Source organism: Microvirga sp. 3-52, from assembly GCF_018383585.1.
Taxonomy (GTDB): domain Bacteria; phylum Pseudomonadota; class Alphaproteobacteria; order Rhizobiales; family Beijerinckiaceae; genus Microvirga.
Window position 1 is genome coordinate 79114 of sequence record NZ_JAHAMK010000010.1, and the last position, 19979, is coordinate 99092.

The following is a 19979-nucleotide window of genomic DNA, read 5'->3' on the forward strand; positions in this document are numbered from 1 at the left end:
TCAAACCCATGCCCCATCCTCTCCTCGCACCGGCAACCGATACCTCAAAGCCCATCTGGCTGGTGACCGAACAGACATGGGCGGATATCGCCGGGCAGCTTCCGCCGATCGCACAGGGCTTTGCGAAGGCTCAAGGATTTGAGGGCAAGGCCGGGAGCCACTGCCTGCTCCCGGATGCCGACGGCGAGCTCCTGGGCGTCGCCTTCGGCCTCAACGGTGCGGATGCCAGGCACAACGATCCGTTTCTCGTCGGCAAGCTCCCGACCCTATTGCCGGATGGCGTCTATCGCTTCGCAACGGAAGCACAGAACCCGACGCTGGCGACTCTTGCTTGGCTGCTGGGCGCCTACAGCTTCGACCGCTACCGCAAGCGCAGTGAGAAGGCCGTTCGCCTCGTGAGCCCGACGGGCGTCGACGCCGAAGAGGTCTCGCACATCGCGAATGCGGTCGTGGCAAGCCGCGATCTCGTCAACACGCCGACCAGCGATCTCGGCCCCGACGGCATCGAAGCTGCCGCACGTCAATTGGCGGAGCGGCATGGCGCCCTCTTCACCAGCATCATCGGCGAAGATCTGCTGAAACAGAATTTTCCCATGATCCACGCGGTCGGCCGCGCCTCCGTGACGCCGCCGCGCCTCATCGATTTCATCTGGGGCCAAGTGGATGCGCCGCGCATCACGCTCGTCGGCAAGGGCGTCGCCTTCGATACCGGCGGCCTCGACATCAAGCCCGCCTCCTCGATGCTGCTCATGCGCAAGGACATGGGCGGCGCGGCGGCGGCCCTCGCGCTTGCATCCATGATCATGGATGCCAAGCTTCCCGTGCGCCTGCGCGTGCTCATTCCGGCTGTTGAAAATTCCATCTCCAGCAACGCCTTCCGCCCCGGCGACATCCTGCCGAGCCGCAAGGGCATATCCGTTGAAATCGGCAACACGGATGCGGAAGGTCGGCTCATCCTGGCGGATGCCCTGGCGCTGGCGGACGAGGAGAGCCCCGATCTCCTCGTCGACTTCGCGACGCTCACGGGAGCTGCCCGCGTGGCGCTCGGCCCCGAGCTGCCGCCCTTCTACACCGATGACGATGCGCTCGCCGCCGACATCGCCCGCCATGGCACCGCAGTGAACGATCCGGTGTGGCGCATGCCGCTCTGGGCACCCTATCAGAGCCAGCTCGATTCCAAGTTCGCCGACATGAACAACACCGGCGGCCCCATGGGTGGCTCGATCACCGCCGCCCTGTTCCTGCGCCGCTTCGTGTCGGCCGCGAAGGCACATGTGCATTTCGATATCTTCGCCTGGAACAGCTCCACCAGGCCTGCGCGACCCGAGGGCGGCGAGGTCCAGGCGGCGCGTGCGATGTATGCTCTCCTGAAGGAACGCTATGGTGACTGAACCGATGGCGGAAATCCCTCCGACAGGGTAGAAGACAACATGTTCGTTCAGGAAATGCCCCGATGAGTTTCGACCGCCGCATCACGCCCGTTCGTGCCGATCTGGCCGATGAGCGCCTGCGCGGACTGGTCGAGGCCGAACGCTTCACGACAGGCACTGTCAAGCGGGTGGTCTCGACCTTCTCGCCCCTGCATCGCCATCCCTCCCGCGAGGCGCCCGTCGACACGCAGGCGATCTTCGGGGAAAGCGTGACCGTCTATGACGAACACGAGGGCTGGGCCTGGGTTCAGCTCCACGAAGATCGCTACGTGGGTTACCTGCCGAGTGTTGCCCTGGGCGAGCCCGGACCGCAGCCGACCCACAAGGTCCGCGCAATCCGCACCTTCATCTATCCGGGGCCGAACCTGAAGCTGCCGTTTCAGGATTACCTGACCCTGAATTCCAAGGTCGCCGTCACGGAGACACAGGGCGATTACGCTCGACTTGCCACTGGCGGGTGGGTCTATGCCGCGCACCTGAGCGGGCTCGATGTCTTCGAGGCGGATTACGTGAGCGTGGCCGAGCGCCTCCTGCACACGCCCTATCTCTGGGGCGGCAAGACGAGCCTCGGCATCGATTGCTCCGGGCTGGCCCAGACCGTGCTGACGGCTGCCGGTATCGGGGCCCCGCGCGACAGCGACATGCAGGAGCGTGAGCTCGGCACGCCCATCGAGGTGAAGGCGGATCTGAGCAGCCTTGAGCGCGGCGATCTCGTCTTCTGGAAAGGCCATGTGGGCCTGATGATGGACGCGACGAACTTCATCCACGCTACCGGCCACAGCATGACCGTGATGATCGAACCCTTGGCGGTCGCCGAGGAACGAATCCGCCGGACGAGCTACGGGCCGATCAGTTCGATCAAGCGGCTTTGATGATCCTTCCTGATCCATTCATCTTTCTGATTGCTGCTTTTGGCGTCTTCGTTATTGCCTTCATGAAAGGGGCATTCGGCGGCGGCTTGGCCATTATAGGCATCCCAGTTTTGTCGCTCGTGATGGATCCTATCATCGCAGGCGCATTGCTGGCTCCTCTCTTCGTGCTGATGGATGTGGTTGCGCTCTACTACTGGCGTCCCAAGACTTGGTCGAGAATTGACCTTTTGTTGCTTCTGCCGAGCCTCGCCTGCGGTACGGCTCTGGGCTTCCTCGTGATGAAAGTAGCGGACCGAAGCGCCGTTGCCATTCTCATTGCGTTGATCACTCTGGCTTTCACAATCCTGTGGTTTCGCCGCGGCGGCCAAGTCGTCGAACAGTCTCGCTCCAAAGTGAAAGCCGTACTCGCCGGAACAACCTCAGGCATCACCTCGATGATGGCCCATTCAGGTGGTCCGCCAGTCGCCATGTATCTTCTCCCGCTTGGACTTCCAAAAGCTGTTTATGCCGGCACAACCAGCAGCTTCTTCGCGGCCGGAAACCTGATGAAGGCCCTGCCATGGTTGGTGCTTGCTCGCCCAGGCGCTGAGCTCTGGAGCCTGATGCTGCTATGTCTGCCGTTCATTCCAGTTGGTGTATGGGCCGGATTTCAGCTGCATGAGCACATCAATCAGAAGCAGCTTTATCGTCTCTGCTACGGCCTTCTTACCCTGACAGCGCTCAAGCTTTTATGGGACGGATTGAAAGGCTATGGGTTAATTTAACACTCCACCCCTCAATACCCTCGCGCCCGATCCACCGTATTCTCGAACGCCTCCCCCGCCTCATGACGACTGATCTGCTGCGCGATGTAGCGCGCCGTCGCTTCCGGCTCGCTCGTCGCCGAGTTATGCGGCGTGATCGTCACGCGTGGGTGAGTCCAGAGCGGCGAGCCCTCCGGCAGCGGTTCGGTCTCGAACACGTCGAGTGTCGCGGCCTTCAGGGTCCCGTCGTCGAGGCAGGAGAGAATGTCGGCCTCGACCTGCAGCTTGCCGCGCCCAGCATTGATCAGGATCGGCCCACCGAGCTTGCCATCACGCGCCAGCTTCTCGAACAGGGAGCGGCTGAGGATGCCTTGCGTGTCCGGCGTCAATGGCATGAGGGCGATGAGAATGTCGGTGCGGTTCAGGAACGGCGTGAGCCTCTCTTCGCCCGCATACACCTGGAAACCTTCGACGGATTTCGGCGTACGGCTCCAGCCGGCCACATCGAAGCCCATCGTCTTCAGCTTGCGCGCCGCATCCTGCCCCAGCACGCCGAAGCCCATGATGCCGATGCGCACGTCGCCAGCAATCGGTGGAGCCCCATCGGGCTTCCAGCGCTTCGCCTTCTGATCCTCGTCGAAGCGGCGCTGGTCACGCAGATACATGAGGCAATGCAGCACCATGTATTCGCTCATGCGATGGGTGAGATCGTCCTGCGCCACGCGCACGATCGGCACATCGGGCAGGTCGGGGTAGCTCATCAGGTGATCGACGCCTGCGCCGAGCGAGAAAATCGCTTCGAGGTTGGGCAGGTTGGACAAGCTTCCCGGCTTCGGTCCCCAGGTCGCTACATAGCGTATAGCACTCCTGTCGAAATCCTCGTCCAGCACCACGATGTCCCAGTCCGGCAGGTGGCGCGTGAAGCGCTCGACCCAGGGCTGCGTCTCCCAGGTGACGGCAACGAGAAGGCTCATGCGGTTGCTCCGATCCGTTCGAGAATGCTTGGCCCCGGAGCAGCCTTGCCGTCACCGATCGTGTAGGCGGCGCGTACCGCGCGAGCGGCCTCCTCCGCCGCTTCTTCGCTGCGCGCATGCACGACGGCGAGGGGACGTGAGGCGTCGACGGCCTCGCCGATGGCGGCAAGCTCGGTAAGTCCCACCGCATGATCGATCGGATCCTGCGGCCGCGTGCGGCCGCCGCCGAGCGCAACAACGGCCACGCCTATATCGCGCGCGGCAACCGCCTGCACGGTGCCGGGACGCTCGGCGTGGACAGCCTTGATGATCGGTGCTGCCTGCAGGTGGCTTTTGTGATTCTCCAGAAAATCGCTCGGGCCACCCAAGGCCGCGACCATGCGCTGGAAGACCTCGGCGGCCTTGCCGGACGAAATCGCGTGCTCGATCTTGGCACGGGCCTCCTCGATGGTGGCAGCGAGCTTGCCGAGCAGCAGCATCTCGGCGGAGAGCTCCACCGTCACCTCGTGGAAGCGCGTCTCACGGCGGCGTCCCGTCAGGTAATCGACCGCATAAGCCATCTCGACCGCATTGCCGGCGCTCGAAGCCAGCGACTCGTTCATATCGGTGAGAAGCGCGCTCGTGGGCAGGCCCGCGCCATTGGCGACGAGGACGAGGCTCTCGGCGAGCTTTCGCGCATCCTCGGCATTGTCCATGAAGGCGCCGGAGCCGAACTTCACATCCATCACGAGGCCGTGCAGCCCGGCCGCCAATTTCTTCGATAAAATCGATGCGGTGATGAGATCAATGGATTCAACCGTCGCGGTCACGTCGCGGATCGCATAGAGGCGCTTGTCGGCAGGCGCGAGATCGGCGGTCTGGCCGATGATGGCGCAGCCGACCTCACGCGTGACACGGCGGAACGTGTCGATATCGGGTTGCGTGACATAGCCCGGAATGGAATCGAACTTGTCGAGGGTGCCGCCCGTGTGGCCGAGCCCGCGCCCGGAAATCATCGGCACATAGCCGCCGCAGGCCGCAACCGCAGGACCGAGCGCGAGGCTCACCGTATCGCCGACGCCCCCGGTCGAATGCTTGTCGAGCACGGGACCCGGCAGATCCCAGGTTAGCACCGTGCCGGAATTCATCATCGCGCGCGTCAACGCCACGCGCTCCGGCACGGAGAGGCCCTGGAAGAATATCGCCATGGCGAAGGATGCCGCCTGGCCTTCGGTGACGCGACCTGCGGTGAGTCCCTCGATGAAGTGCTCGATATGCGCCGGATCGAGCGTGCCGCCGTCGCGCTTTTGGCGGATGATTTCCTGCGGAAGAAGCGTCATGTCAGTACGTTCCGGTGGCCGTCGTGCCGGCCCGTTCTTCGATGGCAGCGATGAGCGCCTCGTAGACGCTGCTCGCGCCGATGCGGAATGTTCGCGGCGTCGCCCAGCCCGAACCCATGATGCGGTCGGCGAGATCGAGATAGATCTTCGCGTCCGCAACGGTGCGGATCCCGCCGGAGGGCTTGATGCCGACGGGCCGGCCCGAAGCCTTGATGGCGTTAAGCATGATCTCGGCGGCCTCGGGTGTTGCCGAAACCGGTGTCTTGCCGGTCGAGGTCTTGATGAAATCCGCTCCCGCATCGATGGCGATGCGGCTCGCCGTTTCGATCAGCTGCGGATCCGTCAGTTCGCCGGTTTCCAGGATCACCTTCAGCAGGCGCCCCTGATCGACGAGATCGCGCACGGCTTCCACCATCTCGGTTGCCACCGCGAGATCGCCTCGGCGCAGGGCTTCGTATGGCAGCACGAGATCGATCTCGTTGGCGCCATCCGAGAGCGCTTCCTGCGTATCGTCCGTCACGCGGCTCACATCCTCGCCGCCGGCAGGGAAGTTCACCACCGTGGCGATGCGAACGGGTGAGCCCCTGAGGTTCTCCTGCGAACGCTTCACGAATTGCGGCCACACGCAGACCGCAGCCACAGGCCCATGTGGGTCGAGCGCCTTCTTGCACAAGGCGTCGATGGCCTGATCGTTGCAGGTCTCGTTAAGTTCGGTGAGATCGAGACTGCGCAGGGCGCGAGTCGCTATATGCGAATCAGACATGGGGCAGCTCCGCAACGAAGGAACGGATGAGACGCTTGAACTTCTCTGACGCTTCCGCCGCCGTATCCTTGGTTTCCTGGTGCGAAGGCGAAGCGCCTTCGATCCCGGCAGCAAGGTTCGTGACGACGGAGATGGCGACCACCTTCAGGCCGTAGTAGCGCGCGAGGATGACCTCCGGCACTGTGGACATGCCGACCAGATCGCCGCCGAGGATCTGCACCATCCTGATTTCGGCCGGCGTCTCGAAGCTCGGGCCGGATAACCAGGCATAAACGCCTTCCGGCAGATCGATGCCGCTCTTCTCTGCGGCCCGTTGAAGAACCTGGCGAAGATCCGTGTCGTAGGCGTTGGTGAGCGAGACGAAGCGCCCCTCGGTGTGATCGCGCAGCAGCGGATTACCGCCCGAGAGATTGAGGTGATCGTTGATGGCGACCAGGCTTCCCGGACGGATATCGGCGCGCACCGAACCGGCGGCGTTGGTGGCGACCAGCACCGGAACGCCGAGTTCCTTCACGAAAGCTATCGGAAGACGCATGGCGCCAGCATCGCCCGTCTCGTAATAATGCGCACGACCCTGGAACAGTAGCACCCGCTTGCCTTCGAGCGTGCCGGCCACAAGCTTGCCGGCGTGGCCGGAGACACCGCTTTTCGGGAAATGCGGAATATCGGCATAAGGCAGGCTCACGGCATCGCCGACCTCGTCGACGAGGGTGCCGAGCCCCGTGCCGAGCACGAAGGCTGCATCGAAATGGCCGTCGAAGCCGCGGGCGCGTACGAACTCGGCCGCTTCTTGAATCAACTGGTGCATCGTCATCGTTTCAGGCCTGAAACGCAGGCCTTCCTTTCATTGTCGCAATGGTTCGGATCGATCTATCGATCCGTCAGATTGTCCGGCCCGAAGGAGAAGGGCAACAGTTCGGCGAGCGTAAAGCGTTTTCGAATTCCCTCAGGGCCCGCAATGTGAATGGGCGTGTCGGGACCCGCAAACTCGCGGATGCGCTGGCGGCAGCCGCCGCAGGGGGTGACGAGATGCTCACCGTCACCCATCACGACGATCTCAGCGATGCGGCTTTCGCCGCCCACGATCATGGCCGAGATGGCGCCGGCTTCCGCACAGGAGCCGACCGGGTAAGCCGCATTCTCCACGTTGCATCCAGTAAAAATCCGACCGTCCGGCGTGGCGATCGCCGCGCCCACCTTGAAGCGCGAGTATGGTGCATAGGCCTTGGCCTGGATGGCCTTGGCGGCCTCGAACAGGGTGTCCAACGATGCCATGCTCAGCGCTCCTTCACATAGGGCACGCCCGCAGCCCGGGGAGGGATCGCCTTTCCGATGACGCCTGCGAGCAGGATGACGGTCATGAGGTAGGGCAGTGCCTGGATCGCCTGTACCGGCACCTCGCCGATGCCCGGCAGGGAAATACCCTGCAGGCGGATGGCGATGGCATCGAGCAAGCCGAAGAGAAAGCAGGCACCGAGCGCCGGCCAAGCGCGCCACTTGGCGAAAATGAGCGCAGCGAGCGCGATGAAGCCCTTGCCGGCCGTCATGTTCGGGAGAAAGCCCGCCGATTGCCCAACCGAGAGATAGGTCCCACCGATGCCGCACAGAACTCCACCGATGATGACCGCGGTGTAGCGCAGGCCTGTCACCGAAATGCCTGCCGTATCGACGGCGGCTGGATTTTCACCGACGGCGCGCAGGCGAAGGCCGAAGCGGGTCCGTCCCAGAACGAACCAGGTGAGCGGCACCGCCAGAAGAACGATGTAGACGAGGGCTGAATGGCCGAAGAGCGCGTCGCCGAAACGCTGCACGCCCTCCAGCGGCGGCGTCCGCCCGCCTTGGGCATACCAGGCATTGCCGACGATGGCGGTCAACCCCGCTGCCAGCATGTTGATGGCGACGCCTGAGACGATCTGATTGCCGCGCTGGCTGATCGAGGCGAAACCGTGGATCAGACCGAAGACCACCGATGCGCCGATCCCGGCGATCAGACCGATCCAGGCCGAACCGAAAGCGTAAGCCGCAGCCGCAGCCGCGAAGGCTGCCACCAGCATCTTGCCCTCGAGGCCGATATCCACGACACCGGAACGCTCTGACCAGAGACCAGCCAGACAGGCGGCGAGAAGCGGGATCGAGAGCCGCAGAGCCGAGTCGAAAACCGTGACGAGAGAGCTGAGATCCATGGCTCAGGCCCTCGCCAGCTTCTGGCGCGTCAGCACATGCGCCACGGCACGCCGGAACAGCCCGTCGAGGGCGCCGGCGAACAGGATGATAATGCCGCCGATCACCACCACCATGTCGCGGGTGATGGCCGGCTGCTCGAAGGCGAGCTCCGCGCCGCCCTGGTAGAGAATGCCGAACAGGAGCGAGGCCAGGATGATGCCGACGGGGTGCGCGCGCCCCATGAGCGCCACCGCGATGCCGACGAAGCCGTAGCCGGAGGTGAATTCGAGCAGAAGGCGGTGCTGATAGCCCATGAGTTCGTTGACCGCGAGACCACCCGCCAATGCACCGGACAGCACCATCGCGATGATGGTGATGCGCGCCGGAGAGATGCCGGCATAGACCGCCGCCGCGGGATTGGATCCGACGACGCGGATCGCATAGCCGAGGCGCGAGCGGTAGATGAGGAGCCAGACGAAATAGGATGCCGCCAGCGCCAGCACCAGCGTGAGGTTGAGCTGCGACGCTGGAATCTCGATGCCGAAGACTGCGAAGACTTCGTGCATGAACGGGATATACGACTGCTCCGGGAAGGCGTGCGTTTCCGGGTTCATGGATTGCGGCTCGCGCAGCACGTTCACCAGCAGGTAGACGATCAGCACGCTGGCAAGCCAGTTGAACATGATCGTCGTGATGACGATGTGGCTACCGCGCTTCGCTTGAAGATAGCCCGGAACGGCCGCCCAGGCCGCGCCGAAGGCGGCGGCTCCCAAGATGCCGAGCGGAATGAGCAGGAAGCCCGGCAGAAAGGTCAGGTTGTTGAGCACGAGCGCGATGCCGAGGCCCGCGAGCGTCGCCTGGCCCTCACCGCCGATGTTGAACAGGCCGGCATGATAGGCGACGGCAACCGCCAATCCGACGAAGATGAAGTCGGTCATGTAGAACAGGGTGAAGCCGAGCCCCTCCCCGGTGCCGAGGCTGCCTTGAATGAGGTAGCGCGTGGCCGAGAACGGATTCTCGCCGATCCCGAGTACGACGAGGCCGGCGACGAGAAAGGCCGCCACCACGGAGATGGCGGGCACGAGGATCGTATCGGCCCATTTGGGCAGGTCGAGAGGAGCGCTCACGTCTTAAACATCCGGCAGGAACATGTGGCCCTGCTCATCGAGGGGAAAGAACGGGTTCCAGGCGACTTCCCAGAGATGCCCGTCCGGATCGGCGAAATAACCCGAGTACCCGCCCCAGAAGACATCCTGAAGCGGCTTGAGAGGACGCGCGCCAGCCTTCATGGCAAGAGCATAAACCTCGTCTGCCTCCTCTTTCGAATGGGCATTGTAGGCGAGCGAAATGGCGGCAAAGCCGGTGGGCGTATCCTCGACGCCGGCATCCTTGGCGAGATCGGCCCGGCCGAACAGGGCAAGCGCCAAGCCGTTCGCCTGGAAAAAGGCGACGCTGGGCTGGCTGGCGGAAGAGGCCTTCCAGCCCCAGGCCTCATAGAACGCGCGGGATTTCGAGAGATCGGCAACACCCAGGGTGACAAGTGTCAATCGTGGTTGCATCAGGCGGCCTCGTCCGTCACGCCGGCCATGAGCAGGCCGAGATCCTGTTCGTTCGTCTCGGAGGCCTTGCGCTCGCCGGTGATCCTGCCGCCGCACATGGTGAGAATGCGGTCGGACAGGTTCATGATCTCGTCGAGTTCCACCGAAACGAGGAGGATGGCGACGCCCGCATCGCGCAAGCTGATCAGCCGGCGATGGATGAATTCGATCGCGCCGATATCGACGCCGCGCGTCGGCTGGCCGACGAGCAGCACCTTCGGGTTGCGCTCGATCTCGCGCGCCAGCACGATCTTCTGCTGGTTGCCACCGGAGAACTTCGAGGATTTCAGCCGCGGCGCAGGCGGGCGCACATCGTACTGCTCCATCTTCTTCGCCAGATCCGCAATCAGGCGGTCATGGTCTAGGATCGGCCCACGGCCGAGATGCGGCTCGTCGCTGAAACCGAGGATGGCGCTCTCGAAAGCCGGGAAGGCCGGAACAAGTCCCATGCGCAGCCGGTCTTCCGGCACGTGAAGCAAGCCGAGCTGGCGCATGCGATGCGGGTTGCGCTCGGACAGGGGAATAGCCCGCCCCTCGAGACGGATCGAGCCGAGCGCGGGATGGCGCATGCCGGCGATCGCCTCCAGCAGCTCGCTCTGGCCGTTCCCGGCCACGCCCGCGATGCCGACGATCTCGCCGGCATGCACGGTGAAGGAAGCGTTCGCCACGCGCACCACGCCGCGAGAATCAACGACGGACATGGTGTCGATCTCGAGCAGCGGCGCACCGGGCGCCTTCTCGGCCTTCTCGACGCGCAGGAGCACGCGGCGTCCCACCATCAGCTCCGCCAGTTCGGGCGGCGAGGTGTTGGCCGTCTCGACGGTCGCCACCATCTCGCCGCGGCGCATGACCGAGACGCGATCCGTGATCGCCATGATCTCGCGCAGCTTGTGCGTGATGAGGATGACGGTCTTGCCCTGCTCCTTGAGCGAGCGGAGCAGACCGAACAGCGCATCGGCTTCCGCCGGCGTGAGCACGGCGGTGGGCTCGTCGAGGATAAGGATATCCGCGCCGCGATAGAGGGCTTTCAAAATCTCGACGCGCTGCTGCAGGCCGACGGAGAGATCGCCCACGGTGGCGTCCACGTCGATCTCGAGGCCGTAATCCCTGGCGAGCCGCGCGAGCTCGGCGCGCGCCTTCGCCTCGCCTGCGCGCAGCATGGCGCCGCCCTCGGCGCCGAGCATCACGTTGTCGACCACGCTCAAAGGCTCGACCAGCATGAAGTGCTGGTGAACCATGCCGATGCCGGCATGAATGGCATCGTTGGGAGAGCGGATGGAGATCGTCTTGCCGTTAACGTGGACCTCGCCGGAATCGGCCTCGTAGAAGCCATACAGGATCGACATCAGGGTCGACTTGCCCGCGCCGTTCTCGCCGACGATGCCGTGGATCGTGCCGCGCTCGACGCGCAGGTTCACGTCCTTGTTGGCGTGGACGGTGCCGAAGCTCTTGTTGATGGCAATGAGTTCAATGGCTGGGGACATCGGCCTCGAATAATCTGCCGGCAATGATGAAAACGAGAGCCGGATCTTATCGGAAAAACAAAACTCGGTTGGAAAGGATCTGGCCGCAGGCCTATGCATGCCTGCGGCCGAACCATGTCTTATCTTACATCGGGCACTTCGAATCCGACATGTAGTCGTGAACCTTGATGGTGCCGGACTTGATGTCGGCGGCGGCCTTGTCGGCGGCAGTCTTCATGTCGGCGGTGATGAGCGACTTGTTGTTGTCGTCGAGCGCCCAGGCCACGCCGTCCTCGGCCAGGCCGAGGTTCGAGACGCCGGCCTTGAAGGTGCCCTTCTTGGCCTGATCGAAGGCGTTGTAGGTGGCCACGTCCACGCGCTTGACCATGGAGGTCAGGATCTTGCCGGGATGCATGCCGTTCTGGTTCGAGTCGACGCCGATGCCGAGCTTGCCCGCATCCGCAGCGGCGCGCATGACGCCCACGCCCGTGCCGCCGGCCGCATGGTAGATCACGTCGGCGCCGCGATCGATCTGACTTTTGGCGAGCTCGCCGCCCTTCACCGGATCGTTCCAGGCCGCACCCGTCGTGCCGGTCATGTTCTGGAACACCTCGGCATCCTTCTTGGCGTATTTCACGCCCTGGACGTAGCCGCAGGCGAACTTGCGGATGAGCGGGATGTCCATGCCGCCCACGAAGCCGACCTTGCCCGATTTGGAAGCCTGGGCTGCCAGAAGACCGACCAGGAACGAGCCCTCATGCTCCTTGAACACGATGGACTGCACGTTCGGCTTCTCGACGACGGCGTCGATGATCGCGAACTGCGTCTTCGGGAACTCCTCGGCGACCTTCTTCAGCGCAGTCTCCTGACTGAAGCCGACGGCCACGATGGGCGAGAAGCCGTCGCGGGCGAAGCGGCGCAGGGCCTGCTCGCGCTGGGCATCGTTCTGAGGCTCGAAATCGCGGTAATCGGTGCCCGTATCCTTCTTGAACTTCTCGGCGCCCGTGTGCACGCCCTCATTGAAGGATTTGTCGAACTTGCCGCCCAGATCGTACACGACGGCGGGCTTGAAGGCGGCCTGCTGCGCAAAGGCAGCCGAGGCGGAAAATGCGAGGCCCGCGAGTGCGAGACCGAACTTGGTAACTGTCATCGGCTTAGTTCCCTGTTAGACGCCGGCTTGCTGCCGGTTGCCCCCTGACGATGGCACGGCAAGGGTCACGACGCCAAGGCCCCTGTCAAGACGGCATGTTATTTCCTTCAAGGAATGGTTGATAGCAGGAACCATTCCCGTAAGGTCATGACATGCCTCTCACATCCGACGAAATCGACCGCTATGCCCGCCACCTCGTTCTCCGGGATGTCGGCGGGCCGGGACAACTGAAACTGAAGGCCGCTCGCGTGCTCGTGATCGGCGCCGGCGGCCTGGGCGCGCCGCTGATTCAGTACCTTGCCGCGGCAGGTATCGGCACCATCGGCATCGTGGACGACGATGCCGTCAGCCTCTCCAACCTGCAGCGGCAGGTGATCCACAGCACGCCGGATCTCGGCCGTTCAAAGGTCGAGAGCGCGGTGGATGCCGTCGGACGGCTCAATCCGCACGTGACGGTTGAGCCTTTCCCCGTTCGGCTGACGCCGGCGAACGCGCGGGACCTGATGGGCCGCTACGACCTCGTTGCCGACGGCTCGGATAACTTCGAAACCCGGTATGCCGTGTCCGACGCCTGTTTCTACGAGAGGAAGCCTCTGGTGACGGCAGCCCTGGGTCAGTTCGACGGCTCGCTCACCACGATCCGGGCTCATGAGATAGGCCAGGACGGCAAGCCCAACCCCACCTACCGCTGCCTCTTCCCCTCCCCGCCTCCACCCGGCGCGATCCCGACCTGCGCGGAAGCCGGCGTGCTCGGTGCTCTCGTCGGCGTCATGGGCAGTCTGATGGCCATGGAGGTGATCCGGGAGATTGTCGGCTTCGGCGAAAGCCTCGTGGGCCGCCTGCTGATGGTCGACGCACGCGCGATGCGGTTCGATACGATCCGCTATGGGTGGGATGAAGCAAATCCGCTGAATGGATCCGGTGCCTGATTGTCAGGCGATAGGCCATCAAGGCGTCCTTCCTGTCATCACCGGCCTTGCGCCGGTGATCCCGATCGGTAAGGCACGGCGCTTTCCCTGCTCGGGATGGCCGGCACAAGGCCGGCCATGACGTAGATACTTGGTGTCCGATCCCGGGTTCCGCTGTGTGGCCCGGGATGATCATCCTTTACGACCGCAACACCGCGCCTGTCTTCTTCGACACCTCGCCGACGATCTTGGCCGACACGGCCTCGATCTCCACATCGGTCAGGGTCTTCTCGGTCGGCTGCAGGGTGACGGCGATGGCGACGGATTTCTTGTCCGGATCGATGCCGGTGCCCTCGTAGATGTCGAACACGTCGACGCCCACGATCAGCTGGCGCTCGGCACCCTGCGCCGCCTTCACGATGTCGCCCGCCGCCACGTCGCGGCCGACCACGAAGGCGAAGTCGCGGGTGAGCGGCTGGAAGTCGGGCAGGTTGAGCTTCGGCTTCATCTTGGTCGGCTTCGCCTTGGGAGGCACAAGCGCACCGAGATTGAGTTCGAAGGCCACCAGCGGTCCCTTCAGGTCGAGGGCCTTCAAAACCTTGGGGTGAACCTCGCCGAAGGCGCCGACCACGTTCTTTGGTCCGAACTGCAGGGTGCCGGAGCGACCGGGATGGAACCAGGCCGGGCCGCCGGCCACAATCTGGAGGCCGCCGGAAGGGATGCCGAGCGCCGCCAGCAGCGCCAGCACGTCGGCCTTGGCATCAAAAGCGTCCACGCTCTGCGCGCCGCCGTCCCAGTGACGGCCGACGCCTTCAGCCCGCGCCGAGCCTCGACGCACAGCGGCAGCCTTGATCGATTGCCCCTCCGGCTCGTCGGAGGCGAAGGTCTGACCGACCTCGAAAAGCGCCACATCACTGAGCCCGCGATCCGCATTGCGCTGCGCCGCCTTCAGGAGCCCTGGCAGCAGGCTCGGACGCATGTCGGAGAGTTCGGCCGCAATCGGGTTGGCGAGCGCCAGCCGGCCATCGCCGCCGCCGAACAGCTCCGCCTCGCTCCTGGCGATGAAGGACCAGGTGACCGCCTCCACCAGCCCGCGCACGGCGAGCGCACGGCGCGCAAGGCGCGTGCGCTTCTGGATCAGGGTCAGAATGGGCTTTGCGACTGTGTCTTCCAGGCGCGGCAGGGGCTTAGGCTCGATGCGGTCCACGCCGGCGATGCGGATGACTTCCTCGACCAGATCCGCCTTGCCTTCGATGTCGGGACGCCAGGACGGAGCCGTGACGCTGACGCGCTCGCCCGAGCCCTGAATGGCGAAGCCGAGCCGCTTCAGGATCTGCTCCGACTCCGCGGGCTGAACGTCAAGACCCGACAGGCGCGGGACCTCGGACCAGGGGAACTCGATGACGCGCTTGTCCTCAGGCACCTTTCCGGCCACCACAGGCTCGCTCGCCTCACCGCCGCACAGGTCGATAACCAATGTGGTGGCGAGGTCGAGACCGGGCACGGTGAAAGCCGGATCGACGCCGCGCTCGAACCGGTAGCGCGCATCGGTGATGATCCCGAGCTTGCGGCCGGTCTGCGCGATGTTGAGAGGATCCCAGAGCGCCGATTCGATCAGCACGTCGGTCGTGTTCTCGTTGCAGCCCGAATGCTCGCCGCCCATGATGCCGCCGATGGACTCGACGCCGTTGTCGTCGGCGATCACCACGACGCCGGGATTGAGCTTGTAAGTGCGGGTGTCGAGCGCAAGCACCTCCTCACCCTCCTTCGCGCGACGAACGGTAAGGTTGCCCTGCACCTTCCTGGCGTCGAAGACGTGGAGCGGCCGCCCCCGGTCGAAGGTCATGTAGTTGGTGATGTCGACGAGCGCATTGATCGGGCGAAGACCGATGGAGAGCAGGCGGCGCTGCATCCATTCCGGCGACGGACCGTTCTTCACGCCGCGCACGAGGCGGAGTGCAAAGGCCGGGCAAAGCTTCTCGTCCTCGATCGTCACTGAGACCGGGCATGAGCCCTTAGCCGCAACCGTCGGCACCGCGTCCCCCTTGAGCGTGCCCAACCCTGCAGCCGCGAGATCGCGGGCGATGCCGTGGATCGAGGTGCAGTCGGGGCGGTTCGGCGTGAGGTTGATCTCGATCACCGGATCGTCGAGTCCGGCATAGGCCGCGTAAGGAACGCCGACCGGCGCATCGGCGGCAAGGTCGATGATGCCGTCGTGATCGTCGGAAATTTCGAGTTCCGCCGCCGAGCACAGCATGCCCGCACTCTCGACGCCGCGGATGGTGCCGACGCCGAGCGTGATGTTCTTGCCCGGGATGTAAGTGCCGGGCGGCGCGAACACGCTCTTCATGCCGGTGCGGGCATTCGGGGCGCCGCAGACCACCTGGATCGGAGCGCCCTCGCCCGTATCGACCATGCACACGCGCAGGCGATCCGCGTTGGGGTGCTGCTCGGCGGAAACCACATAGGCCACCTTGTAGGGTGCCAGCGTCTTCGCCTTGTCCTCAACCCCTTCGACCTCCAGGCCGATGCGGGTGAGCGTCTCGACGATGTCGTCGAGGGAGGCCGATGTCTCGAGATGATCCTTCAGCCAGGAGAGGGTGAATTTCATTGTTGCTCTCCGCTTAGGAAGTGAGGCCGCTGACGAGGCTCGGAATGTCGAGCGGGCGGAAGCCGTAATGGTTCAGCCAGCGCACATCGGCCTCGAAGAAGGGTCGCAGGTCCGGCATGCCGTATTTCAGCATGGCGATGCGGTCGATCCCCATGCCCCAGGCAAAGCCCTGATACTCGTCCGGATCGAGCCCGCAATTGCGCAGGACGTTCGGATGGACCATGCCGCAACCCAAAATCTCGAGCCAGTCGGTGCCCTCGCCGAAGCGGATCTCGCCGCCTTTTCGCGAGCACTGGATGTCGACCTCGGCGGAGGGCTCCGTGAACGGGAAGAAGGACGGGCGGAAGCGCATCTTCACCTGCTCGACCTCGAAGAAGGCCTTGCAGAACTCCTCCAGGATCCACTTCAGGTGCGCGATGTTGGCCTGCTTGTCGATGACGAGGCCTTCCACCTGGTGGAACATGGGCGTGTGGGTCTGGTCCGAGTCGTGGCGATAGGTCCGGCCGGGGATGATCACGCGGATCGGCGGCGCCTTGGACATCATCGTGCGGATCTGGACCGGCGACGTATGGGTGCGCAGCACCTTGCGCTCGCCCTTTTCGTCGGGAGCGAGGAAGAAGGTGTCGTGCATCTCGCGGGCCGGATGGCCCTCGGGGAAGTTCAGCGCCGTGAAGTTGAGATAATCCGTCTCGATATCCGGCCCCTCGGCCACGGAGAAGCCCATATCGGCGAAGATCGCCGTCAGCTCCTCGATCACCTGGCTGATCGGGTGGACACGGCCGCGGCTCTCGGGCGCCTCCGGAACGGGAAGCGTCACGTCGATGCGCTCAGCAGAGAGCCGGGCCTCGAGAGCAGCTTCTGCGAGCGTATCCTTCTTGGCCGTAATAGCGCCCTGCACCTTGTCGCGCAGGCCGTTGATGAGTGGTCCGCGCGCCTTCCGCTCCTCAGGGGTCATGGCGCCGAGGGTCTTCAGGAGTTCGGAGACGGAGCCCTTCTTGCCGAGCGCAGAGACGCGCACGGTTTCCAGGGCCGCTTCGTCGCCGGCGGCTTCGACCTGGGTCAGCAGGTCACGTTCGAGTTGATTGAGATCGGTCATCGGTCCCTTGCCAGATGCAAGCGCTTTGAGTGAAGCGCGGCGCGGGAGCCGTCAAGTCTTCCGAGCCGCGTAATGGCGACCGACAGCCTTCGGGCCGTCAGCGCGGATGGTCTCGGAGAAGGGGGAGTAAGGCGGTGCGGCTGACGATTCAGCCGCACCGAAGCTTGTCTATCCGACCTTAGGCAGCCTGCTGCGGCAGGGCGGCCTTGGCGCTCTCCACGTAAGCGGCGAAGGCCGCCGGCTCGTGGATGGCCAGTTCGGACAGGACCTTGCGATCGACCTCGATCCCAGCCTTGCCGAGACCGTCGATAAATCGGGAATAGGTCAAGCCATGCATACGGACGGCAGCGTTGAGGCGCTGGATCCAGAGAGCGCGGAAGGTGCGCTTCTTGTTGCGACGGTCACGAGTGGCATACTGCATGCTCTTCTCGACCGCCTGCTTGGCGATACGGATGGTGTTCTTGCGGCGGCCGTAGAAACCCTTGGCTGCCTTGAAAACCTTCTTGTGCTTGGCGTGGGCGGTAACGCCCCGTTTGACGCGGGCCATTTAAAAACTCCTTCAAAATCCGGGATGTGGGGAAGAGCCGCCTTAGCCGTTCGGCAGGAAGTACTTCTTCACGTTGTACGCGTCGCCCTCGAACATGGTCGTGGTGCCGCGCAGGTTGCGGATCTGCTTCTTGGTCCGCTTGATCATCCCGTGGCGCTTGCCGGCCTGGGCGTAAACGACCTTGCCGGTGCCAGTGATCTTGAAGCGCTTTTTCGCGCCAGACTTCGTCTTCAGCTTGGGCATTTGGCTCTCCTTTGGACAGGCTTCCGGAGCGGCGTGAACCGCACCTTGGCCTTTTCATTGCTGCATTGAGCAAAACGAACCGCCACGGCAGCCCTAACAGCCGGGCGGTTCAATGAAGGGCGGCTTATGGCAGAAGCCGGCCCAAAAAGCAATGGCCGCCGGTTCCCCGACGGCCATGAATTTCACTGTACCGAGAGCCCCTTAGCGCGGCGCCAGGACCATGACGACCTGACGGCCTTCGAAGTTCGGCTCCATCTCGACCTTGGCGAGATCGCCCACGTCGGCCTTGACCCGGTCCAGAACCTTCAGACCCAGGGATTGATGCGCCATCTCGCGGCCGCGGAAGCGCAGGGTGATCTTCACCTTGTTGCCTTCCTCGAAGAAGCTCTTCATGGCCTTCATCTTGACCTCGTAATCGTGGTCATCGATGCCGGGACGCAGCTTGATTTCCTTGACCTCGACCGTCTTCTGCTTCTTGCGGGCCTCGGCGGCCTTCTTCTGCTCGAGAAAGCGGAATTTGCCGTAATCGAGGATCTTGCAGACGGGAGGAGTAGCGTTCGGCGAGATCTCCACGAGATCAAGGCCCGCCTCTTCGGCAACCTTGAGGGCATCGAAGAAGGGCACAACGCCCCGGTTCTGCCCTGCATCGTCGATCAGCTGCACTTCGCGAACACCGCGAATGTCTCGGTTGGCGCGCGGTCCGTCCTTTTGCGGCACCGGCATGGCTCTCATTGGTCTGCGAATGGCTCGTATCTCCTGTTAAGGGCTAGGCCGAGGACCGGGGACCCCAAGGGATCCCTGCTGGACTGCTCAGCCTTGCCACGAATGAATCGACATTTCGCGCAAATGCGCGGGAAGTCAACTTGTTCTATGGGTAAAACGGCCCTCCAAGAGGGACGAATACACATCGAGGGTGCTCGACACCATGCGTTCGAGCGAGAAATGACGCTCGACGTGGGACCTCGCCCTGGCACCCAGGGCAATCCTGGCACTGGCACCCAGATTCAGCGCCGCCCCGATCGCTTCGGCCAATGCATCGGCGTCTCCGGCCGGGATCCGCCAGCCCGTCCGCTCGTGCGGCGGAACTGCCGGAGGGGACAGGACCGTCTCGGGCACGGCCCCGAGATCGGACACGACGACCGGCGTTCCCATGGCCTGCGCCTCCACGGCCGAGCGGCCGAAGGCCTCCGGCTCGGTCGAGGGCACGGTGACGACGGAAGCCGCCAAGAACGCCGCCGGCATGTCGGTGCAATGGCCGACCCGGCGCACGATGCCCTTCAGCTTGCGCGCCGCGATCAGGGCGTCGAGGTCCTTCACGTAGGAATCCCGCCCCTGGGGATCACCGGCGAGAATATAGGCCACATCGGTGAGGCCCGCATCGCGCAGCTTGGCCGCCGCCTCGATCAGCACCCTCTGGCCTTTCCAGCCGGTCAGCCGAGCCGCAAGCAGCACGACCCGCTCGTGGGGAGCCACCTCCCAGGCCTTCCTCAGAGCCTCGATCCGCTCCGGCGCGATGGCCTGGGGCGAGAAGACCGAAAAATCCGTTCCCCGGTGAATGACGCGGATCCGGTCCCCGGACTGGGGATAGACCGAGCGGATCAGTTCACCCGTGTAATGGGAATTGGCGATGACCGCATCGCCCCGTGCCATCACGGAATTGTAGAGGACCTTCACCGAGGAACGGCCGGAATAGCTGCCGTGATAGGTGGTCACGAAGGGGATATTGAGGGAGCGCGCGGCCCCGAGGCCCACCCAGGCTGGCGCCCGCGAGCGGGCATGCACCAGGGAGACCCGCTCGTTGTGGCAGATCCGGGCGAGCTTTCGCACGTTGACGAGCATGGAGAACGGGTTCTTCGTCGCCGCCGGGAACGGGATCCAGACGCCGCCCTTGGTCTGGAGCTCACCGACGAGCCGCCCGCCCTCCGTCGCCACGAGGGCACGAGCGCCGGCATGAACCAGACCTTCGGCGATATCGACCGTGGTGCGCTCGGCTCCGCCGGCTTCGAGTTCCGGCACGATCTGCAGGACGGTCCGGGCCTCCAGCGGATGCACATGCGAGGACGGAAAAGCCATCCCTCCGCCGGGTCGTGTTGAAAAAC

Annotated in this window: 20 protein-coding genes; 4 read left to right on the forward strand and 16 right to left on the reverse strand. The window is 64.2% G+C overall.

Features of this window, described 5'->3' with window-relative positions; all coding sequences use genetic code 11:
- Nucleotides 1-8 precede the first annotated feature (8 nt).
- The 3 genes from KHP60_RS10325 to KHP60_RS10335 all read left to right on the forward strand — a co-directional run bounded on the left by KHP60_RS10325 (nucleotide 9) and on the right by KHP60_RS10335 (nucleotide 3066).
- Nucleotides 9-1391 (forward strand): M17 family metallopeptidase, encoded by a 1383-nt coding sequence (locus KHP60_RS10325; protein ID WP_213563811.1) that lies wholly within the window; start codon nucleotides 9-11, stop codon nucleotides 1389-1391.
- Nucleotides 1392-1453: 62 nt separating this feature from the next.
- The gene (locus KHP60_RS10330; protein ID WP_213563812.1) at nucleotides 1454-2302 is read left to right on the forward strand and encodes a C40 family peptidase; all 849 of its coding nucleotides are present in this window, start codon (nucleotides 1454-1456) and stop codon (nucleotides 2300-2302) included.
- Complete coding sequence (locus tag KHP60_RS10335; RefSeq protein ID WP_213563813.1) at nucleotides 2302-3066, forward strand: sulfite exporter TauE/SafE family protein; 765 nt, start codon at nucleotides 2302-2304, stop codon at nucleotides 3064-3066. The genes KHP60_RS10330 and KHP60_RS10335 overlap by 1 nt, the downstream gene beginning before the upstream one ends.
- A gap of 11 nt (nucleotides 3067-3077) precedes the next feature.
- On the opposite strand, the gene KHP60_RS10340 is transcribed toward KHP60_RS10335, so the two are convergent.
- The 10 genes from KHP60_RS10340 to KHP60_RS10385 all read right to left on the reverse strand — a co-directional run bounded on the left by KHP60_RS10340 (nucleotide 3078) and on the right by KHP60_RS10385 (nucleotide 12475).
- Nucleotides 3078-4019, reverse strand: coding sequence for a glyoxylate/hydroxypyruvate reductase A (locus KHP60_RS10340; protein WP_213563814.1), 942 nt, complete (start codon nucleotides 4017-4019; stop codon nucleotides 3078-3080).
- Entirely contained in the window at nucleotides 4016-5338 is a 1323-nt protein-coding gene (gene deoA / locus KHP60_RS10345) for a thymidine phosphorylase (protein WP_213563815.1), read from the reverse strand. Before deoA ends, KHP60_RS10340 begins: the two co-directional genes overlap by 4 nt.
- A 1-nt stretch (nucleotide 5339) precedes the next feature.
- Nucleotides 5340-6101, reverse strand: coding sequence for a deoxyribose-phosphate aldolase (gene deoC, locus KHP60_RS10350; protein WP_213563816.1), 762 nt, complete (start codon nucleotides 6099-6101; stop codon nucleotides 5340-5342).
- Nucleotides 6094-6915, reverse strand: coding sequence for a purine-nucleoside phosphorylase (locus KHP60_RS10355; protein WP_213563817.1), 822 nt, complete (start codon nucleotides 6913-6915; stop codon nucleotides 6094-6096). The genes deoC and KHP60_RS10355 overlap by 8 nt, the downstream gene beginning before the upstream one ends.
- Nucleotides 6916-6971: 56 nt before the next feature.
- A complete protein-coding gene (locus KHP60_RS10360; protein ID WP_213563818.1) occupies nucleotides 6972-7376 on the reverse strand; it encodes a cytidine deaminase in 405 nt (134 codons plus the stop codon).
- A 2-nt stretch (nucleotides 7377-7378) separates the two neighbouring features.
- Nucleotides 7379-8284 carry an ABC transporter permease gene (locus KHP60_RS10365; protein ID WP_213563819.1) on the reverse strand — a complete coding sequence of 302 codons (906 nt, stop codon included), beginning with the start codon at nucleotides 8282-8284 and terminating at the stop codon, nucleotides 7379-7381.
- Nucleotides 8285-8287: 3 nt separating this feature from the next.
- Nucleotides 8288-9391: an ABC transporter permease gene (locus KHP60_RS10370; protein WP_213563820.1), complete on the reverse strand. Its 1104-nt coding sequence runs from the start codon at nucleotides 9389-9391 to the stop codon at nucleotides 8288-8290.
- 3 nt (nucleotides 9392-9394) lie between these two features.
- Nucleotides 9395-9823, reverse strand: coding sequence for a VOC family protein (locus tag KHP60_RS10375; protein ID WP_213563821.1), 429 nt, complete (start codon nucleotides 9821-9823; stop codon nucleotides 9395-9397).
- Entirely contained in the window at nucleotides 9823-11346 is a 1524-nt protein-coding gene (locus tag KHP60_RS10380) for an ABC transporter ATP-binding protein (RefSeq protein WP_213563822.1), read from the reverse strand. The genes KHP60_RS10375 and KHP60_RS10380 overlap by 1 nt, the downstream gene beginning before the upstream one ends.
- 124 nt (nucleotides 11347-11470) lie before the next feature.
- Nucleotides 11471-12475, reverse strand: a complete 1005-nt coding sequence (locus tag KHP60_RS10385; protein WP_213563823.1) for a BMP family protein — start codon at nucleotides 12473-12475, stop codon at nucleotides 11471-11473.
- 152 nt (nucleotides 12476-12627) lie between these two features.
- On the opposite strand from KHP60_RS10385, the gene KHP60_RS10390 reads away from it, so the two are divergent.
- A complete protein-coding gene (locus tag KHP60_RS10390; RefSeq protein ID WP_213563824.1) occupies nucleotides 12628-13404 on the forward strand; it encodes a molybdopterin-synthase adenylyltransferase MoeB in 777 nt (258 codons plus the stop codon).
- A 178-nt stretch (nucleotides 13405-13582) separates the two neighbouring features.
- Here KHP60_RS10390 and pheT read toward each other — a convergent pair whose 3' ends face one another.
- The 6 genes from pheT to KHP60_RS10420 all read right to left on the reverse strand — a co-directional run bounded on the left by pheT (nucleotide 13583) and on the right by KHP60_RS10420 (nucleotide 19953).
- Complete coding sequence (pheT, locus tag KHP60_RS10395; protein WP_213563825.1) at nucleotides 13583-15994, reverse strand: phenylalanine--tRNA ligase subunit beta; 2412 nt, start codon at nucleotides 15992-15994, stop codon at nucleotides 13583-13585.
- A gap of 13 nt (nucleotides 15995-16007) precedes the next feature.
- Nucleotides 16008-17090: a phenylalanine--tRNA ligase subunit alpha gene (gene pheS / locus KHP60_RS10400; RefSeq protein WP_213563826.1), complete on the reverse strand. Its 1083-nt coding sequence runs from the start codon at nucleotides 17088-17090 to the stop codon at nucleotides 16008-16010.
- Nucleotides 17091-17268: 178 nt separating this feature from the next.
- Nucleotides 17269-17637, reverse strand: a complete 369-nt coding sequence (gene rplT, locus KHP60_RS10405; protein WP_213563827.1) for a 50S ribosomal protein L20 — start codon at nucleotides 17635-17637, stop codon at nucleotides 17269-17271.
- Nucleotides 17638-17679: 42 nt separating this feature from the next.
- Nucleotides 17680-17880: a 50S ribosomal protein L35 gene (gene rpmI / locus KHP60_RS10410; RefSeq protein WP_109598789.1), complete on the reverse strand. Its 201-nt coding sequence runs from the start codon at nucleotides 17878-17880 to the stop codon at nucleotides 17680-17682.
- A 201-nt stretch (nucleotides 17881-18081) separates the two neighbouring features.
- Nucleotides 18082-18603: a translation initiation factor IF-3 gene (gene infC / locus KHP60_RS10415; protein WP_213563828.1), complete on the reverse strand. Its 522-nt coding sequence runs from the start codon at nucleotides 18601-18603 to the stop codon at nucleotides 18082-18084.
- A gap of 135 nt (nucleotides 18604-18738) precedes the next feature.
- Nucleotides 18739-19953, reverse strand: a complete 1215-nt coding sequence (locus tag KHP60_RS10420; RefSeq protein WP_213563829.1) for a glycosyltransferase family 4 protein — start codon at nucleotides 19951-19953, stop codon at nucleotides 18739-18741.
- Between the last annotated feature and the right edge of the window lie 26 nt (nucleotides 19954-19979).

Bases quoted from the DNA above. Each gene is read 5' to 3' on its own strand.
- KHP60_RS10325 (WP_213563811.1), top strand. From the start codon at position 9: ATGCCCCATCCTCTCCTCGCACCGGCAACCGATACCTCAAAGCCCATC.
- KHP60_RS10330 (WP_213563812.1), top strand. From the start codon at position 1,454: ATGAGTTTCGACCGCCGCATCACGCCCGTTCGTGCCGATCTGGCCGAT.
- KHP60_RS10335 (WP_213563813.1), top strand. From the start codon at position 2,302: ATGATCCTTCCTGATCCATTCATCTTTCTGATTGCTGCTTTTGGCGTC.
- KHP60_RS10340 (WP_213563814.1), bottom strand. From the start codon at position 4,019: ATGAGCCTTCTCGTTGCCGTCACCTGGGAGACGCAGCCCTGGGTCGAG.
- deoA (WP_213563815.1), bottom strand. From the start codon at position 5,338: ATGACGCTTCTTCCGCAGGAAATCATCCGCCAAAAGCGCGACGGCGGC.
- deoC (WP_213563816.1), bottom strand. From the start codon at position 6,101: ATGTCTGATTCGCATATAGCGACTCGCGCCCTGCGCAGTCTCGATCTC.
- KHP60_RS10355 (WP_213563817.1), bottom strand. From the start codon at position 6,915: ATGACGATGCACCAGTTGATTCAAGAAGCGGCCGAGTTCGTACGCGCC.
- KHP60_RS10360 (WP_213563818.1), bottom strand. From the start codon at position 7,376: ATGGCATCGTTGGACACCCTGTTCGAGGCCGCCAAGGCCATCCAGGCC.
- KHP60_RS10365 (WP_213563819.1), bottom strand. From the start codon at position 8,284: ATGGATCTCAGCTCTCTCGTCACGGTTTTCGACTCGGCTCTGCGGCTC.
- KHP60_RS10375 (WP_213563821.1), bottom strand. From the start codon at position 9,823: ATGCAACCACGATTGACACTTGTCACCCTGGGTGTTGCCGATCTCTCG.
- KHP60_RS10380 (WP_213563822.1), bottom strand. From the start codon at position 11,346: ATGTCCCCAGCCATTGAACTCATTGCCATCAACAAGAGCTTCGGCACC.
- KHP60_RS10385 (WP_213563823.1), bottom strand. From the start codon at position 12,475: ATGACAGTTACCAAGTTCGGTCTCGCACTCGCGGGCCTCGCATTTTCC.
- KHP60_RS10390 (WP_213563824.1), top strand. From the start codon at position 12,628: ATGCCTCTCACATCCGACGAAATCGACCGCTATGCCCGCCACCTCGTT.
- pheT (WP_213563825.1), bottom strand. From the start codon at position 15,994: ATGAAATTCACCCTCTCCTGGCTGAAGGATCATCTCGAGACATCGGCC.
- pheS (WP_213563826.1), bottom strand. From the start codon at position 17,090: ATGACCGATCTCAATCAACTCGAACGTGACCTGCTGACCCAGGTCGAA.
- rplT (WP_213563827.1), bottom strand. From the start codon at position 17,637: ATGGCCCGCGTCAAACGGGGCGTTACCGCCCACGCCAAGCACAAGAAG.
- rpmI (WP_109598789.1), bottom strand. From the start codon at position 17,880: ATGCCCAAGCTGAAGACGAAGTCTGGCGCGAAAAAGCGCTTCAAGATC.
- infC (WP_213563828.1), bottom strand. From the start codon at position 18,603: ATGCCGGTGCCGCAAAAGGACGGACCGCGCGCCAACCGAGACATTCGC.
- KHP60_RS10420 (WP_213563829.1), bottom strand. From the start codon at position 19,953: ATGGCTTTTCCGTCCTCGCATGTGCATCCGCTGGAGGCCCGGACCGTC.